Raw genomic sequence first — 15,962 nt, 5'->3', positions numbered from 1 at the left:
TAGCACGTGATCTGGAAGGACCGTCCGCGCGATGCAGCGCGCCAAATCAGGGAACCAGGACAGGGCGCACCCAGACGAGGTACAGCTGATCGCCGGAGCGGATAACCTGGTTGCCGGTCAGCAGCCCGTAGGCTTCGCGGGCCGATGGTCCGGTGAGCGTGCGGTATCCCCGCGGACGCTTCCCCTTTACCTCGGCCAGGTCGATCGTATCCAGCGGCCAGTCCACGGCCTCGCCGGATTGGTCCGCCATGTACCGGGGCAGATGCTGCACGGCGATCTCGACGCGGTCGGGGACGTAGGGTGCGGCCCTCGGATGGGTGAAACCGGCGAGGAAGAGGTTGAACTTGTACATGGCGTTCCACGCCGGCGCGATCACGTCGTTGACGGAACGGGCCTTGAGGAGCGCGGGCGAGTAGGTGTGCAGACTCGGCGGCGAGTGCATCCCGATCCAGATAGTCACCTTGTCGTTGTTGTCTCGATAGGGCTCCTGAATGCTTCTGGCGTAGGTTAACTCGTTATCGAGCCATTCGTTGGTCAGGCTCGACAGGCCGAAGGTGGTCTGCATGACGAGGTACAGACCGGGCACTTCTTCACCTTCCAGCCGGACAAAGCGGTGCAGTGCCTGGGCTTCGTCGTCCCGGAACACGACGAGGCCGTTGCCGTAGATCACGATCTGCGGCGTTCGGGAAAGAAAAACATCGTGCACGGTGGTAGATGCGCGCACCATTTTACGCCATATCGCCGGATCGTCTTCGGATCCGTGGACCGTGGGGGCGCCGAGGAGTGCCGCCAGCACCATCAGGACGCCCGGGATCAGGATTTTGAGTGTGCCGGTCCTGGCGGGACTACGTGTTTTGCCGGTCCTGCCGGTCCTGCCGGTCCTGCCAAATTCCTTTTCATAGGTCATTGACTGTCTTCCCTTTTCGATACTCATGCGCTGCAACCGTTGCGACCGAAAGATGATCGAGGAGAAGCGCAGCTTTCACAAGCAGCGCAAGTGGCGGTGTCCTACCTGTGGCCGCAGCCGGTTTCAGCGGAACAGGTCAAGGAGATGGTCGGTCCGGTCCGCGAAGTACCGCCGGGGAGACTGAACGTTCCATGGACGGCCCGGAACAGTGCCGTCCAGTGCGGTCCGGCCTGGTCCAACCTGGTCCGGTCCGGACTGCCGAGTCAACGTCCCACCCGCTCCGCATGCTCTTCATAGGTCGGCCTGTGCTCGGGATCGATCTTGATGAGCATGTCGTAGGCTTCCCTGGAAGACTCCGCATCGGGCACTTCGGTGGGTGATTCCGCGCTGAATACATCCGCCAGCTGCAGGTAGTGGGCATTCAGGAACTCACTCAGCCACTTGTCTCTCGGGTTCTTTTCGTGAATTTCCGCCATTAGATCCACGGCCTCGCGGCAGAGGGTGCGGGCCTCCACCAACTTGTTATCCTTTTGCGCCGCCAGCCCCCGGTAATACCGGTTCCGGACCAGGCGGTAGGGCTTGTAGTCTTCGGCCAGGATCCCGTCGATCAGGTCCAGCCGTTCGTCCCACCCCCGCTGGAAATCGCGGCTGAACCGGCCGTCCAGCGCAATGGCATTGGCGCGCTGGAAATGGCTCTGGCCGCCGAAATCCGTGTACTTGTCCAGTGCGTGCCCGATCATGATGTGCACGTAGTAATCGATCAGCCACGTCAGGGCATTGAACTGCTGGTCGTCGTGTTGCAGCAGGTCTTCCCGCTCGTACTCGAAAAACCACCACCGGTCCAGGTATTTCAGGTCCGTTCCGCTGTACACGGTCAGGCGCGAGCCGTACTGAGTCTTTACCGCGCTGCCCATAAAGGCCAGAATGGCTTCGATGCCCACGTGTACCGGCTCGGGCAGGTCCTCTTCCAGCCAGTCCCATTCTTCGATGTAGTCGGCGAGCGTAAGGCCGAAGTCCGCCATCTGCTCGCGGTGCAGGACCGGCAAGGCTTCCAGGTGCGCCAAGACGTCGGCTCTTACCTGTTGCCCGCGTGCGTCCTGCGGCGGAATCGCCAGCAGGCAGAGCGCCAGTACGCCGGCCGGTATCCACGTTAGTTTCCGGGTCTTCCGGTGCGTCATCGCATCCATGGGCATGCTCCCGGTATACGGGGTATCGCAACAGCCGTCGAATGTCGGAAAACTAACCGCGCGACCGGGGCCTGTCAAGCCTATCCCGCACCGCCGCAGCCCTGGTGCCTGACCTGGCGCGAGCCTTGACATTCGGGTCCATGGACTGTATTTTTGCCGTCCATAGCGGATGGTGACACGGACGATCGGTCCGGTGCGGCCATGGAAGCGGAACCGCGCGGCCGATCAGCGTTTCGGAAGGGTGCATGTTCGGACAATCCCTGGCGGAGACCCTCGCCCGCGAACGGGGGACCATATACAAGAATCCGGGCGGCAAGGCCGTTCGAATCGCCCTGGTGTATCCCAATACCTACTACCTGGGCATGTCGAACCTGGGGTTCCAGACCATCTACCGTCACCTCAACGAGCGGGACGACGTCGTCTGCGAACGGGCCTTTCTCCCGGAGCCTTCCAGCCTGGAAGCCCTGTCCAGGTCCCGCAAGCCGCTGGTTACGCTCGAATCCGGGCTGCCGCTTGGTTCGTGCGACATCGTGGCTTTCTCCGTGTCCTTCGAGAACGACTATCCCAACCTCGTCCGCATACTGGAACTCGCCCGAGTGCCGGTGCGCACGGAAAGCCGGACACGCTTCGATCCGATCGTGCTGATCGGAGGCGCGATTACCTACATCAACCCGGAGCCCCTGGCGGATTTCGCCGACGTGATGGTCATCGGCGACGGCGAAGAGGCGGCTTACGCCTACATAGACCGCTACATTGCGGACCAGGGACTGGACCGTGAACAGCATCTCGCCCGTACCATGTCGCTGGCAGGCATGTATGTGCCTTCTTTCCAGTCCGCATCCCCGGGTGACCGGGAGGGGCCGTCGGCCGTCGGGGCGGTCACGGATGCCGGTTGCGATGCCGCGGACGCTGGATGCGGTACCGCCGCAGCCGGCGCGGAATTCGATGTCCAGGCAGCCGGCGCGGAAAGCGATGTCCAGGCAGCCGAGGCGGAAAGCGCCCCCGTCGGACGTATCGCCAAGCAGCAGGTGCGCGATTTCGAGGATTACCCCGCCCATTCCGCCGTACTCACGCCCGACACCGAGTTCGGCGACATGCTGCTCATCGAGATCTCACGGGGGTGTCCCCGCCGGTGCCGCTTCTGCGCCGTGAGTTACGTCTATCCGAAGTTCCGCGCCCTGAAGCCGGATACCATACTCGACGTCATCCGGTCGAAGAACGCGTCCCTTGCGCGCGACGGCAAGGAGGGGCTGAAGGCCGTGGGCCTGGTCAGCTCGGCCATGTGCGACTATCCCCACCTCGACGAACTCTGTGCGGGCCTGGATGAAACCGGGCTCCGCGTAGGCGTTTCGTCGGTCCGGGTCGACCTGGTCCCGGACAGCCTGCTGAGACTGATGCTGAAGACCGGGCTGCGTACCATGACCATCGCGCCGGAGGCCGGGTCGGAAAGGTTGCGCAAGGCGATCAACAAGCCCATATCCTCGGAGGAAATCCTGACCGGCGCCCGGAGGATACTCGAGAAGGGCATCAAGCACCTCAAGGTGTACTACATGGTCGGCTTGCCGACGGAGACCGACGCGGACATCGATGAACTCATCGAGATGACGCGCCGGCTTGCCCTGCTTCAGCGGGAGTGCGGGGAACCGGGCGGACGGCTGCGGTTAAGCATCAATCCCTTCGTGCCGAAGGCGTTGACGCCATTCCAGTGGAGTCCCATGGCGTCTCCGAAGGAAGTAAGGCGCAAGTTGCAGCGCATACAGAAGGCCCTGCGCGGCACGGCGGGCGTGGACGTCAAGCACGAGAGCCTGAAGTCCGCCTACTTCGAGGCTATTCTGTCCCGCGGCGGCCGGGAACTGAGTGGATTCGTGATGGAAACCGCGCGGATGGACGGCGACTGGAAACGCGCCGCGGCGGAACTGGGGATGGATACCTCTCGCTATCTTGGGGACATGGCGGACCTGCAGTCGCTTCCCTGGGATTTCATATCGACAGAGAAGGAAAACCACAGGCTCCAGTGGGAGTATAAAAAGAGCCACAACCTGCCCTATCGAAAAAGGCAGACCACGGCGCACGTCACCCGGCCGGACACGGCGGCGCGCGTCGGATAGCCGTAATCGGCTCGCGTCGACCAATTCACCATTTAAAGTCAGTGGAGGAGTAAGATGCGCAATTCAGGTTATTTGATGGCTGCCATTTGCATGCTGTTCCTGGCCGCGTCCTGCGGCGAATCGTCCGAGCCACCCGAAACCAGCGGAGAACCCGCAAACATGTTGATCATCGAAACCACCCTGGGCACCATGAAATGCGAATTATACCCCGACAAGACACCCATGACCGTGGACATCATCTCGAGCCTGGCCGAAGGCACACGGGAGTGGGTCCACCCGGTAACCGGCGAAACCATGTCCGGTACGCCTTACTATGACGGCGTGATCTTTCACCGGGTCATTCCGAACTTCATGATCCAGACCGGTGATCCGGCCGGTACCGGCATGGGAAGCCCCGGATTCGTGTTCGATGACGAGTTGCGCGAGGAACTGCGTTTCGACCAGCCCGGCCGCCTGGCCATGGCGCATCGCGGCCCCAACACCAACGGCGGACAGATCTTCATCACGGTAGCGCCTACGCCCCATCTCGACATGGTCCATACCATCTTTGGCCAGGTCGTGGAGGGACAGGAAGTGGCCGACGCCATTTCGGAAGTGCCCGCGAACCAGTCACGGCCCATCGAAGAGGTCAGCATCGTCAAAGTGACCGTGGTCAGAGGGGAGGGCGAGTAAAGGATGATTTTGATACGTATCACCGCGATATCCGCCGTGCTGGCGGGACTCGTCGCTTGGTCCGTTGGGGCCGCGGCGAATCCACGCTTCGGGTCGAACGTAACGGAGGCTCCGCCCGTCCAGTCGAACGACGCGGCGCAGACGAACGACGCGGCACAGGCGGAATCCGGCCAACTGGCGTCCCAGGATCTGGGACCGGGGACCTACGCCGTGTTTCAGACCAACATGGGCGTCATCATCTGCAAGCTCTTCGACCAGCTGGCGCCTGCCACCGTGGATAACTTTATCGGACTTGCTGAGGGCACCCGGGCCTTCAAGGACCCCAAAACCGGGCGGGAGGTAAAGCGTCCGTACTACGACGGGACCCTCTTTCACCGGGTCATTTCCAACTTCATGATCCAGGGCGGAGATCCCACTGGCACGGGCCAGGGCGGTCCGGGTTACCAGATCAAGGGCGAAATCCGGGGTTCGCTGCGCTTTGACCGTCCGGGCCGGCTGGCCATGGCCAACGCGGGATCGCCGGATACCGCGGGCAGCCAGTTCTTCATCACCCACGGCCCGAAGTCGTATCTGGACGGAGGCTATACCATCTTCGGCCAGGTTATGAAGGGCCAGGAAGTGGTGAACGCCATTGGCCGGGTGCAGACGCGGAACGATCGTCCCCTTTTCGATATCGTGCTGGAGAAACTGACCATAGAGCGGGTGCAATAAGACCTGACTGGACCAGACCTGACCAGGTCGGCCGAACCAGGCCGGACCAGACCGGACCAGACCTGACCAGGTCGGCCGAACCAGGCCGGCCACACCAGGCCAGGCATAGGGAAGCGGCATGAGGAGCGCATTCCGTGGGTATGCAGGTTACAGCATGGCGCTTCCGCTGGTGTGGTTAAGGGCCAATGTGCTCCCTCTGGCGTGTATTTGCGCCGCCTGGCTGGTCCTTGCTTCTCCGGGCGAACTGAAGGCCTTCGAACCGGCCACGCCCCACCTGAACGCATTCCTGGCCGGGCTGGAACAGCGTGAGCCGCGGCCCGTACCCCCTGGCCTGCGTGCCTTCGCCGGCGATTCTACGGCCCTCCGGCTGAATGCGGCGGATTTAACTCACATGTTTACCGCCGCGGAACAGGACACGCTTACGTTACTGCGGGTCAACGTGGTCCTGGCCCGGTGGATCGCCGAACGTAATCTTCCTCTCTATGCCGACGGGGAAGCGGTCGACGAAGCCCTGAAGCAGGGTTTTTCTCTGGGCCTTACCTTTCCTCTCCACCACGTCTCGTACCTCTTTTTCAGCCCCGACGCCGCCCGGTCAGGCGATTTCCTGATTCACATCCGCGCGCTCTACGACATCAACTACACGTTCCGCTTCGACCGGGACATCCTGAATGCCGACGTGATCGTACACGGCACCGAGACCGCTTACACCGACGACAGCGGTCCCCGGACGAGTTACCTGGTGACGCTGGAACTATATGACGAACTGGAATGGGCGCGGTACACCGACTTCGAGGGCCTGTCGGGCCGGAAGCGGGGCGTGGCGGGGTTCTTCCAGCGGGTTTTGTTCTTTATTCCCAAGACCCTGGACGGCCTGGAACTACGGGACGGGCACCTCAAGATCAAGGCCTTCATAGACCAGAACATTGAAGACTTCGAACGGCTCGAGCGCTACCACGTGCGACGCTAGCCGTCCTGCCGAGCGCTGCCACGTGCGACGCTAGCCGTCCTGCCGAGCGCTGCCACGTGCGACGCTAGCCGTCCTGCCGAGCGCTGCCACGTGCGACGCTAGCCGTCCTGCCGAGCGCTGCCACGTGCGACGCTAGCCGTCCTGCCGAGCGCTGCCACGTGCGACGCTAGCCTTCCTGGCCGTCTCCGTCCTGGCCGTCTCCGTCCTGGCCGTCTCCGTCCTGGTCCGAATGGATTCCGCCCAAGGGAATGCGGCGGGCGAAGAGGTACCAGGCGACCACGATCACAATGCCGGCCGCCCCTGCCATAAAGGCCACCAGGCGCGCCGCCAGGGCGTCCAGCAGCAGGCCCGTCCCCAGGGTCGAAATGGAGAACGCCAGGGTGAACAGGCCGTGGTCCGCGGCGAACACCCTTCCGCGGTAGTCTTCGTCCACCACGAGTTGAAGCCCCAGGGAAGAATAGACCCACATCACCATGCTGCCCGCGGCGGCGAGGATGATGCAGACCGCCGCCAGCCAGATGGACGGGGCCTGCGAGAACAGGATGAAGAAAGCGCCGTAGCCTACCAGCCCGATGAGGATGCCCGTCCTCAATTTGCCCAGCCGGATCGAGTCGAAGAACTTGATGAGCACGGCGCCCAGGAGCGTGCCGATCCCTCGGGCCGTGTACAGGATGGCGATGCCCGTGTCGCCCGCGCGGTAGACCTGTCCCCCGAACACGGCGTAGAACAGCACGGCGCCGCCGCCGGCGAGTCCCCAGGTGGCCTTGCCCGGCAGGAAGACCCGCGTGGGCCGGTCGCGGCCGATGTACTTCATGCCCTCGATGAAATCCGACAGGAACCGTACCGGCTGTCCCGCACCGGACGCGGCGGGAATGGCGATCCGGGCCACGAAAACCGCCGATACCAGGAAACTGAAAGCGTTCAACTGAAAGGCGGCGGACCGGCCCAGGTGGTCGGCCACCAGGCCGCCGACGGCGGAACCGATGGTCAGCATGGCGGCCCAGGTCGTACTGGACAGCGCGTTGGCCGCCAGCAGCGCCTTGCCCCGGGCGATACTCGGCAGCGCGGCCGTGCGCGTCACGTCGAAGAAGGGCTGCAGGCCGGACAGCAGCGCCATGAAGAGGTACAGCATCCAGACGTCGTCCGCTGTTTCGACCAGCAGGAACCCGAGGGCCACACCGGCCCGGAGGATATCGGCGGTAATCATCACCCGCTTGCGGTTGTAACGCTCGGCGACGACGCCGGCCAGCGGGGTCATCAGGAAGGGGGGCAGCATCTGGCAGATCGTGACGATACCCAGGGCGAGACCGGAGCCGGTCAGGGCGAGGGTCAGGCCCAGCACGGCGATGGTATTGAACCAGTCACCCGCGTTGGATACGACCTGCGACAGCCAGACGAACCGGTAGGTCCGATTCTCCCTGAGCAGCAGGGTGTACGAGAGGGCCGAACCAGTTTTTGTCGTCACGGGCCAGACCTGCGGTTGACAAGGGCGGGTGGTCCGTTTACCCTTCGATTAATCACTTTGATGGTAAGACTGCGGTTGGAGACGTTACAGGAGGCATGCTGATGAGCAAGCTGAAGTCGATCATGCACAACCGGACACATGGCCACCTGGGGGAAACGCGGCGCGACTGCACCGACTGCGTCCACGTCATGCCGGGCATGCACGGGGACGATGTGACCTGCGAGATCTATACCTTCAAGTACGAGGCCTACAAGGTCCCGAGGCGAAACTCCCTCTCGCCCTCCTTCGCGAACGACTGCGGATTCTACCAGGCCATGACGCCGGTGCAGAAGGCGGAGTCAGAACGCAAGTTCAGAGAATTCTACAAGCGGCTCAAGTAAGGCTGCATCCGGCTGCGATACGCCCGCCGGGACCGCGAGGGCTGGCCCGGCCCGACCCAGCCCTGCCCGCGGCTCGGGGTGCGCGCCGCTACTCGTTCATGGACTTGAGGAAATCCACGTTCGTCGGCGTCCGCGAGAGGCGCTCGGTCATCAGTTCCATGGCTTCCACGGGACCCAGGCCGTCCAGGAACTTCCGCAGGATCTTCACCTTGCCCAGGATATCCGGTTCCAGGAGGAGTTCGGCCTTGCGGGTGGACGACGCGCTCAGGTCGATCGCCGGGAAGATCCACCGGTTCGCCAGCTTGCGGCTGAGCTCCAGCTCCATGTTGCCCGTGCCCTTGAATTCCTCGAAGATGCCCTCGTCCATCCGGCTGCCGGTCTCGATCAGCGCCGTGGCCACGATGGTCAGGCTCCCGCCTTCTTCGATGTTCCGTGCCGCACCGAAGAATCGCCGCGGCTTCTGCAGCGCGTTGGCGTCGATACCGCCGGACAGGATCTTGCCGCTGTGGGGCGTTACCGCGTTGTGGGCCCGCGCCAGGCGCGTGATGCTGTCGAGCAGGATGACCACGTCCCGGCCGTGTTCCACCAGCCGCTTGGCCTTCTCGAGGACCATGTCCGAGACCGCCACGTGACGCTCCGGTGGTTCGTCGAAGGTGGAGCTGATCACCTCGCCCTGGACCGACCGTTCCATGTCGGTCACCTCTTCCGGCCGCTCGTCGATGAGCAGGACCATGAGCACCACCTCGGGGTGATTGTCCGTGATGGCGTTGGCGATCTCCTGCAGCAGCATGGTCTTTCCGGCCTTCGGCGGCGACACGATCAGTCCGCGCTGCCCCTTGCCGATCGGCGTCAGCAGGTCCATGACCCGCGTCGGAAGCTTGTCCTTCAAGTATTCGAGCTGGAAGCGCTCCAGCGGGTAGATGGGCGTCAGGTTGTCGAAGAGCGTCCGTTCCTTGCTCGCCTCGGGATTGTCGAAGTTGACCGTGTCCACCCTGAGCAGCGCGAAGAAGCGCTCCCCGTCCTTGGGCGGCCGGATCTGTCCCGATATGGTGTCCCCGGTGCGCAGGTCGAAGCGCTTGACCTGGGACGGCGCCACGTAGATGTCGTCGGGGCCGTGCAGGTAGCTGTAGTCCGGCGACCGGAGAAACCCGCAGCGGTTGTCCGGCAGCACCTCGAGTACGCCCTCTCCGAAGATCACGCCTTCCTTCTCCGTCTGTGCCTGGAGAATGCTGAAGATCAGTTCCTGTTTCCGCAGGCCCGTGTAGCTCTGCAGATCGAGCTCCTGGGCGATGGAGTACAGGTCCGGCAGGGTTTTCGTCTTGAGTTCCAGGATGTGCATGCTTCCTTCCCTTTGTAAAAACGTTCTTGAAATAACGTTCGGTGAACTCCCTTGAACCCCCGCTTTCCGGGCGTTCCTTAAGGCGCCGTATCCCGCGACGCGTCGTGGGGAGTGTATTTGAGATCAGACTGGGTTGTGAACATGGTGTGCGGCGGAAACGTCGGCTTGCGAACGGGTCGTTTCCGATAGTCGGGCCTGGGCGTGCCGCGTCTGGAGACGCGCGGCTGTATTGGTTCTGGTTATGCCATCAGGGTGCGGGTGCGGGCAAACGCAACTTGCCTTGGTGATAGGGTAATCCCGTAGAATGCGGTACCGGCCGTCATGAATCTTGATCTAAGGAAGATTCGGCTTTCCAATGAGGAATCAATCAGGGGAACGTGCAAGGTTCGGGCTGCCGCCGAGTGGGCGACACGGGTAAATATACGGATTTAAGTCGCGCTGTCAAGTCCCTTGGCCACTTTTTTTCGTAAACGCAATCGCCGCCGGGCCCTTCTGAGGCGCGGCCTACTCGTTCATCTTGGGGTCGAGGGCGTCCCGGAGTCCGTCGCCCATGAGTTGGAATCCGAGCATGGTGAGGGCGATCATGATGGCGGGAAAGGTCGCCAGGTGCCAGTAGGACCGGATGTAGTTGGCGTTCTCGCCGACCATCTGCCCCCAGCTCGGCGTGGGCGGGCTGATGCCGATGCCGATGAAGCTCAGGCCGGCTTCCGCGAAGATGGCCGACGGGATGCCCAGGGCCAGGGCCACGATCAGCGGCGTCAGGCTGTTCGGAAGGATGTGGGTGACGACGATGCGCAGGTGGCTGCCGCCCATGGCCTTGGCCGCCCGGACGAATTCCTTCTCCTTCAAAGACAGAATCTGCCCCCGCAGGAGACGGCATACCCCTACCCATCCGGTCACTCCGATGGCGACGAAGATGTTGAAGAGCCCGGCGCCCAGCCACGACATGATCAGGATGATGAAGAGCAGACCGGGGAAGGCCGACATGATGTCGACACCCCGCATGATGACGCTGTCCACGCGGCCCCCGGCGTACCCCGCCAGGGAGCCCAGGGGCACGCCGATGGCGAAGATGATGGCCTGCACGAGGACGCCCACGGTCATGGAGATCTCCGCACCGTAGATGACCCGGCTGAAGAGGTCGCGGCCCAGTCCGTCCGTGCCGAAGGGAAACATCCACGACGGTTCCTGCCAGGCGACGAGGAAGTTCTGCTTTGTGTAGTGCAGGGGCGCGATCCAGGGCGCGAGCAGCGCCGTGTTGCTCAGCAGCAGCACCAGAAAGAGACCGACAAGGGAGAGCTTGTTGCGGGAGAAACGCCGCGTGGCGTCCGCCCACAGCCCGCTGTCGTGTTTCTTGAAATACCGGTAGGCCCGCGGCCAGAGCAGGGTGAACTCCGTGGCCAGCGCGACGCGGAAGATCTGCCCCGCCCAGGAGAAGAAGGGTTCGAGGCCGTCCCAGCTCATGGATTCCGACAGGCTTTCGGGGATATCCTCCGTGCCGTAGGGGTACTGATCCATCCAGGGACCGAGCAGCCACCACGCCGCGAGCAGGGCGACGACGCCCGCGGCTGCGAAGTAGGACTTGCGCTGGACCACCCGGTGGCAGAAGGACGCCCATCTTCCGGTCTCGTCCTTGTGTCCCAGGCGGTACATGTGAGGCAGGTAGAGCACCAGCTGGATCGCCAGGGCGATCCGTCCCACCTCGAGGATCATGGTGTCCCAGCTCCATCCCAGGATCGCGCCGAGGACCCAGACGATGCCGACTTCGCCCGTTGTGCCGATCGGATCCATGCCTAATCCTTCCTATACCGGATGCGGGGGTCCACCAGCGCGTACATGAGGTCCGTGATGACGTAGATCACGACGATGAGCGACGACCAGAGCAGGGCCGTGGACATGATCATGGGGTAGTCCCGGGCGAACACGCTCGTGGTGAAGTACCGCCCCAGGCCGGGGATCCGGAAGATCGTCTCGATGAAGAAGGACCCCGTGATCAGGTTGGCCATCATCGGTCCCGCGATGGTCAGCAGGGGGATGAGGGCGTTCTTGAACACGTGCACCACCACGACCGAGAACTCGGTGAGGCCCTTGGCCCGGGCGGTGCGCACGTAGTCGGCCCGGATGGCCTCGATCATGTTCGACCGCGTATACCTTGCCACCACGGCCATGTCCCCAAGTGACAGGGCAATCACCGGCATGACCCAGTCCTTGGGCGAATTCCAGCCTCCCGTTTCAAAGAGGTGCAGCCACAGGGAAAAGACGACGGTCAACCCGACGGCGACGACGAAACTGGGCGTGACGATGCTGAATACCGCCGTGAGCGAGGCGACGTAATCGATCCAGGTGTTCTGGTATACCGCCGCGAGAATGCCCAGCAACAAGCCGCCGGTAAGGGCCACGACCAGGGCCATGCTGCCCAGGTGGACGGAGACGGGCCAGGCCTGGGCGATGAGCTCCTGGCAGGTCTTGCTCTGGTGCTGGAAGGAATAGCCGAAGTCGCCCCGAATGACGTTGCTCACCCAGGAGATGTACTGGATGTGGAGCGGCTGGTCGAGGTTGTACTTGCGCATCAGGTTGGCGCGGACCTCGGGCGTCAGCGGAATGCCGCCGGTCTCGCCGCCCGCGTCGAATGGACCGCCGGGCACGGCGTGCATGATGGAGAAGGTGATGACCGAGACGGCGAAGAGTACGGGGAAGATCCAGAGGATGCGTCGGACCAGGTACCTGAAGCCCAGGTTCAGTCCGAGGAGGAAAATGCTGGTGACCGCAAGCATGATCAGCGTGCGGATCAGCATGACGTTCTGGGAGTCGGTGCCCCAAAGCGCCAGGCTCACGGCCGCCAGTGCGATGGCCCGCGCGGCCAGGTGCGGCACGCGAAAGCGCCGCAACAGGGTGGAAGCAGCGACGAACAGCAGGAGCCAGAGCGTCGCGAGGGCGGTATTGAACACGCCGAGCTGCGGCGCCGCGACGGCCAGGGCGACGATGGTGATCAGCGTCTGGACGCCCTTGACGAACGTCGCGTCCAGTTTTCGCCGGTTACCCCAGTATCCCGCGGCCAGGACGAGCAGCAGCCACAGGACGCCAATGATCCCTATAACGGGCATCCGATCGTCTGATCCTTTGCTTGTACTGGAGAATCACTTGCGAAACCGCGATTCGAGGGATGAGGAAACTGCCTGGTGGGGCGAGCCCGTCCGACTGGCCGCGGCGCCAACGGAGTCCGGCTCCGCTGGATGCCAGACAACCTAAGGTCCACCGGGGATTCTGTCAACGTATTTCGGTCGATCCTACGGGGCAAAAACCTGTTGATTCGCCGGGCCGTTTTGTTGTTTCATAGGGGTTATGGATTACCTGTACAATGGATTTCAGGAAGCGGTCCGCCTGCTGGTCACGGGCGAATCCGGCGTGTACACCATCGTCGGCGTTTCCGTGTTCGTCGCGGTGTCCGCGATCCTGCTGGCCTCCTTGATGGGACTGCCCGCGGGCTACCTGCTCGCCACCCACCGGTTCAGGGGCCAGCGGCTGGTGACCACGGTGCTCAATACGATGCTGGCCATGCCGACCGTGGTGATCGGCCTCTTCGTCTACGCCCTGATCTCCCGGCGCGGCCCCCTCGGCTTCATGGAACTGCTGTATACACCGAGCGCCATGATCATCGGCGAGACGCTCCTCGCCCTGCCCATCGTGGCGGCCTTCACCCTTTCTGCGTTTCGGGCCGTGGATTCCCGGATCACGGAGACGGCCCTTACGCTGGGCGCCACGACGGCCCAGACCGCGCGCACCCTCATTTCCGAGGCCCGGTTCGGCATCATGGCGGCGGTAGTGGCCGCCTTTGGACGGGTCATCGCCGAGGTAGGCGCGGCCATGATGCTGGGCGGCAACATCAAGGGAAGCACGCGGACCATGACGACGGCGATCGCCCTGGAGAGCAACAAGGGGGAGTTCGGCCTGGCCATCGCCCTCGGGATCATCCTTCTGCTCACGGCTTTCGGCGCGAACATTCTCTTTCACTGGCTGCAGGGGTTCGACGACTGATGGCCGATCCGATCACGGCCGATCCGGTCGCGGACGGTCCGAAAACCGCCGGTCCGAACACGGCCGATCCGATCATCGTGGGCGAGCACCTGGCGCACCGTTACGGTCCCGGGTTTCATTTACAGGTCGATAACCTCGCCCTGTACGCCGGAAGGACCTATGCCGTCTACGGGGCGAACGGATCGGGCAAGTCCACGCTTTTGAACATACTCGCCCTGCTGACCCTGCCGCAGGAGGGCCGGATCCTCTTCGAAGGGCGGCCCGTGAACGGGGCCGATCCGGGCCGCAGCCGGCAGTACCGCCGCCGCGTCACGCTGCTCATGCAGCACGTGTACCTGTTCCGGTCCACCGTATTCGAGAACGTGGCTTCCGGCCTGCGGTTCCGCGGCATGGCGAAAGAGGCCATCGAAGCACGCGTGACCGGCATGCTGGACAAGGTGGGACTCCGACAGTTCGCCCACCGGCCCGCCCACAGCCTGTCGGGCGGAGAAGCGCAGCGCGCGGGACTCGCCCGGGCCCTGGTCACGGCCCCCGACGTCCTGCTGCTCGACGAGCCCACGGCCAGCGTGGACGCGGCACACGGGAAGCAGATCGAGGCGATTCTCGCGGAGACCTGCCGCCAGCGGCGCATGACCGTCGTGCTCTCGACGCACCAGTACGACCAGGCCTATCGTATCGCCGACGAAGTGTTGATCATGCGTGACGGACGGATGCTCGAGAAGGAACCGGAGAACGTCTTCAAGGGACGCATCGAGGAATCTGCCGACGGACCGGTCGTCTATCTGGACGGCGGGGTGACCCTGCGATCGGACACGGCCGCGCGCGGACCGGCCCACATCGTCATCTCTTCGCGGGAAATCCGGCTGGCGAGGTCGCCGCGCACGCCGACGCGTACGCCAGACGCCGCGAATACGCTCGCAGACGCCGCGAATACGCTCGCAGACGCCGCGAATACGCTCGTGGGCGTCGTGACCGCGGCGGCGGTGGACGGAGACCGTATCCGTCTGGACGTGGACGCCGGACCGTGCCGGGACATCGGCGCGCCACCGGCCGCCTGCCCTCACACGGACGCGGCCACCGGCCCACCACCGGCCGCCTGCCCTCACACGGACGCGGCCGCCGGCCTTCGACTGACCGTCCACGTGGCGCGGACGTCTTTCGCGGGCATGGGCATCACCGTCGGGGATACGGTGTATGCCGCCATCGACGCCTCGGCCGTGCGGGCTTCATGAAGGACCAACCACGGAGGAACCAATGACCACCCGGGAACCATCAAGCCTGGTCATGGGCAAGGACGAATTGCTGATGGACGGGAAGTACCTGTCCACGCTCCGGGAAGCGAACGAACTGCTGGACGACGCGGAAGCCCTGCGGGAACGCATGGCCGAAGACGGCTACCTGCTCATCCGCGGCCTCCACGATCCGGATAAGGTCCGGGAAGCGCGCAGGGTCGTGCTGGAGAATCTCCAGGCAAACGACCAGATCGATCCGGACTATCCCCTCGACCTGGGGGTGGCTGCGCCGGGCAAGCGGGGCGCGTTCTTCGGCGGCGCCAAGCGGGTGACCCACACCGACGAGTTCCTCTCCGTAGTCAATTCTCCCGAAATCATGGGGTTCTTCGAGCGGTTCCTGGGCGGCCCCGTCCTCACTTTCGACTACAAGTGGCTTCGGGCCGTGGGTCCGGGCGACAATACCGGGGCGCATTACGACATGGTCTACATGGGCCGGGGCACGCCGAACCTGTATACCGTGTGGACGCCCCTGGACGACGTGACCTACGACATGGGACCCCTGGTCATCCTGGCCGGATCCCACCAGTTCGAGGCCGTCAAGGAGACCTACGGACAGATGGATGTGGACCGGGACCACGTGACGGGCCACTTCACCAACGAGCCCATCGAGATGGTCGACCAGTACGGGGGCCAGTGGCAGACGAGCGAGTTCAGCATGGGGGACGTGATCGTCCTCGGCATGTACACCATGCACGGGTCCATCAACAACACGTCGAACCGGTTCCGCATCAGCACAGATACCCGCTACCAACTGGCCAGTGAGCCCGTCGACCACCGGTGGATCGGCGAAAACCCCGTCGCCCATTACGCATGGACCGAGGGGAAGACCGTTTCCATGGAAGAGATGCGGCGGAAGTGGAAGGTCTAGCGCGTTGAGCGGATGTGCCGTCACTCCCAAC

General features: G+C 63.6%; 14 protein-coding genes. 8 read left to right on the top strand and 6 right to left on the bottom strand.

Annotation, left to right across the window (positions count from 1 at the left end):
• Positions 1 to 46 precede the first annotated feature (46 nt).
• The gene (locus OXH56_01110; protein MCY3553896.1) at positions 47 to 907 is read right to left on the bottom strand and encodes a hypothetical protein; all 861 of its coding nucleotides are present in this window, start codon (positions 905 to 907) and stop codon (positions 47 to 49) included.
• Positions 908 to 1,170: 263 nt separating this feature from the next.
• Positions 1,171 to 2,094 carry a DUF4835 family protein gene (locus tag OXH56_01105; GenBank protein ID MCY3553895.1) on the bottom strand — a complete coding sequence of 308 codons (924 nt, stop codon included), beginning with the start codon at positions 2,092 to 2,094 and terminating at the stop codon, positions 1,171 to 1,173.
• 245 nt (positions 2,095 to 2,339) lie between these two features.
• Between OXH56_01105 and OXH56_01100 the strand changes: the two genes are divergently transcribed.
• From OXH56_01100 to OXH56_01085, 4 genes are all read left to right on the top strand, one after another.
• Positions 2,340 to 4,202, top strand: a complete 1,863-nt coding sequence (locus OXH56_01100) for a radical SAM protein (GenBank protein MCY3553894.1) — start codon at positions 2,340 to 2,342, stop codon at positions 4,200 to 4,202.
• 75 nt (positions 4,203 to 4,277) lie between these two features.
• Positions 4,278 to 4,874: a peptidylprolyl isomerase gene (locus OXH56_01095; GenBank protein ID MCY3553893.1), complete on the top strand. Its 597-nt coding sequence runs from the start codon at positions 4,278 to 4,280 to the stop codon at positions 4,872 to 4,874.
• 210 nt (positions 4,875 to 5,084) lie between these two features.
• Positions 5,085 to 5,585 carry a peptidylprolyl isomerase gene (locus OXH56_01090; protein ID MCY3553892.1) on the top strand — a complete coding sequence of 167 codons (501 nt, stop codon included), beginning with the start codon at positions 5,085 to 5,087 and terminating at the stop codon, positions 5,583 to 5,585.
• A gap of 154 nt (positions 5,586 to 5,739) precedes the next feature.
• Complete coding sequence (locus tag OXH56_01085; protein ID MCY3553891.1) at positions 5,740 to 6,552, top strand: hypothetical protein; 813 nt, start codon at positions 5,740 to 5,742, stop codon at positions 6,550 to 6,552.
• Positions 6,553 to 6,718: 166 nt separating this feature from the next.
• On the opposite strand, the gene OXH56_01080 is transcribed toward OXH56_01085, so the two are convergent.
• Positions 6,719 to 8,017 carry an MFS transporter gene (locus OXH56_01080; GenBank protein ID MCY3553890.1) on the bottom strand — a complete coding sequence of 433 codons (1,299 nt, stop codon included), beginning with the start codon at positions 8,015 to 8,017 and terminating at the stop codon, positions 6,719 to 6,721.
• Between the two features lie 101 nt (positions 8,018 to 8,118).
• Between OXH56_01080 and OXH56_01075 the strand changes: the two genes are divergently transcribed.
• Complete coding sequence (locus tag OXH56_01075) at positions 8,119 to 8,397, top strand: hypothetical protein (protein MCY3553889.1); 279 nt, start codon at positions 8,119 to 8,121, stop codon at positions 8,395 to 8,397.
• Between the two features lie 88 nt (positions 8,398 to 8,485).
• Here OXH56_01075 and rho read toward each other — a convergent pair whose 3' ends face one another.
• The 3 genes from rho to OXH56_01060 all read right to left on the bottom strand — a co-directional run bounded on the left by rho (position 8,486) and on the right by OXH56_01060 (position 12,840).
• Positions 8,486 to 9,736 carry a transcription termination factor Rho gene (rho, locus tag OXH56_01070; GenBank protein ID MCY3553888.1) on the bottom strand — a complete coding sequence of 417 codons (1,251 nt, stop codon included), beginning with the start codon at positions 9,734 to 9,736 and terminating at the stop codon, positions 8,486 to 8,488.
• Positions 9,737 to 10,240: 504 nt separating this feature from the next.
• Positions 10,241 to 11,527 (bottom strand): ABC transporter permease, encoded by a 1,287-nt coding sequence (locus tag OXH56_01065; GenBank protein MCY3553887.1) that lies wholly within the window; start codon positions 11,525 to 11,527, stop codon positions 10,241 to 10,243.
• A 2-nt stretch (positions 11,528 to 11,529) separates the two neighbouring features.
• Positions 11,530 to 12,840 (bottom strand): ABC transporter permease, encoded by a 1,311-nt coding sequence (locus OXH56_01060; protein MCY3553886.1) that lies wholly within the window; start codon positions 12,838 to 12,840, stop codon positions 11,530 to 11,532.
• Positions 12,841 to 13,078: 238 nt separating this feature from the next.
• Between OXH56_01060 and OXH56_01055 the strand changes: the two genes are divergently transcribed.
• The 3 genes from OXH56_01055 to OXH56_01045 are packed head-to-tail and all read left to right on the top strand — an operon-like array spanning position 13,079 to position 15,931.
• Positions 13,079 to 13,771: an ABC transporter permease gene (locus tag OXH56_01055; protein ID MCY3553885.1), complete on the top strand. Its 693-nt coding sequence runs from the start codon at positions 13,079 to 13,081 to the stop codon at positions 13,769 to 13,771.
• The gene (locus OXH56_01050; GenBank protein MCY3553884.1) at positions 13,771 to 15,003 is read left to right on the top strand and encodes an ATP-binding cassette domain-containing protein; all 1,233 of its coding nucleotides are present in this window, start codon (positions 13,771 to 13,773) and stop codon (positions 15,001 to 15,003) included. Before OXH56_01055 ends, OXH56_01050 begins: the two co-directional genes overlap by 1 nt.
• A 22-nt stretch (positions 15,004 to 15,025) precedes the next feature.
• The gene (locus OXH56_01045) at positions 15,026 to 15,931 is read left to right on the top strand and encodes a phytanoyl-CoA dioxygenase family protein (protein MCY3553883.1); all 906 of its coding nucleotides are present in this window, start codon (positions 15,026 to 15,028) and stop codon (positions 15,929 to 15,931) included.
• Positions 15,932 to 15,962 lie beyond the last annotated feature (31 nt).

The sequence above is a fragment of the Gemmatimonadota bacterium genome (assembly GCA_026702745.1).
GTDB lineage: Bacteria > JAAXHH01 > JAAXHH01 > JAAXHH01 > JAAXHH01 > JAAXHH01.
Note: the sequence above shows the minus strand (reverse complement) of the source record. Positions and strands in the feature narration are given on the sequence as shown.

Excerpts from the sequence above, each read along its gene's own strand:
- OXH56_01110 (MCY3553896.1), bottom strand. The coding sequence starts at position 907 with ATGACCTATGAAAAGGAATTTGGCAGGACCGGCAGGACCGGCAGGACC.
- OXH56_01105 (MCY3553895.1), bottom strand. The coding sequence starts at position 2,094 with ATGGATGCGATGACGCACCGGAAGACCCGGAAACTAACGTGGATACCG.
- OXH56_01100 (MCY3553894.1), top strand. The coding sequence starts at position 2,340 with ATGTTCGGACAATCCCTGGCGGAGACCCTCGCCCGCGAACGGGGGACC.
- OXH56_01095 (MCY3553893.1), top strand. The coding sequence starts at position 4,278 with ATGGCTGCCATTTGCATGCTGTTCCTGGCCGCGTCCTGCGGCGAATCG.
- OXH56_01085 (MCY3553891.1), top strand. The coding sequence starts at position 5,740 with ATGGCGCTTCCGCTGGTGTGGTTAAGGGCCAATGTGCTCCCTCTGGCG.
- OXH56_01075 (MCY3553889.1), top strand. The coding sequence starts at position 8,119 with ATGAGCAAGCTGAAGTCGATCATGCACAACCGGACACATGGCCACCTG.
- rho (MCY3553888.1), bottom strand. The coding sequence starts at position 9,736 with ATGCACATCCTGGAACTCAAGACGAAAACCCTGCCGGACCTGTACTCC.
- OXH56_01065 (MCY3553887.1), bottom strand. The coding sequence starts at position 11,527 with ATGGATCCGATCGGCACAACGGGCGAAGTCGGCATCGTCTGGGTCCTC.
- OXH56_01060 (MCY3553886.1), bottom strand. The coding sequence starts at position 12,840 with ATGCCCGTTATAGGGATCATTGGCGTCCTGTGGCTGCTGCTCGTCCTG.
- OXH56_01055 (MCY3553885.1), top strand. The coding sequence starts at position 13,079 with ATGGATTACCTGTACAATGGATTTCAGGAAGCGGTCCGCCTGCTGGTC.
- OXH56_01050 (MCY3553884.1), top strand. The coding sequence starts at position 13,771 with ATGGCCGATCCGATCACGGCCGATCCGGTCGCGGACGGTCCGAAAACC.
- OXH56_01045 (MCY3553883.1), top strand. The coding sequence starts at position 15,026 with ATGACCACCCGGGAACCATCAAGCCTGGTCATGGGCAAGGACGAATTG.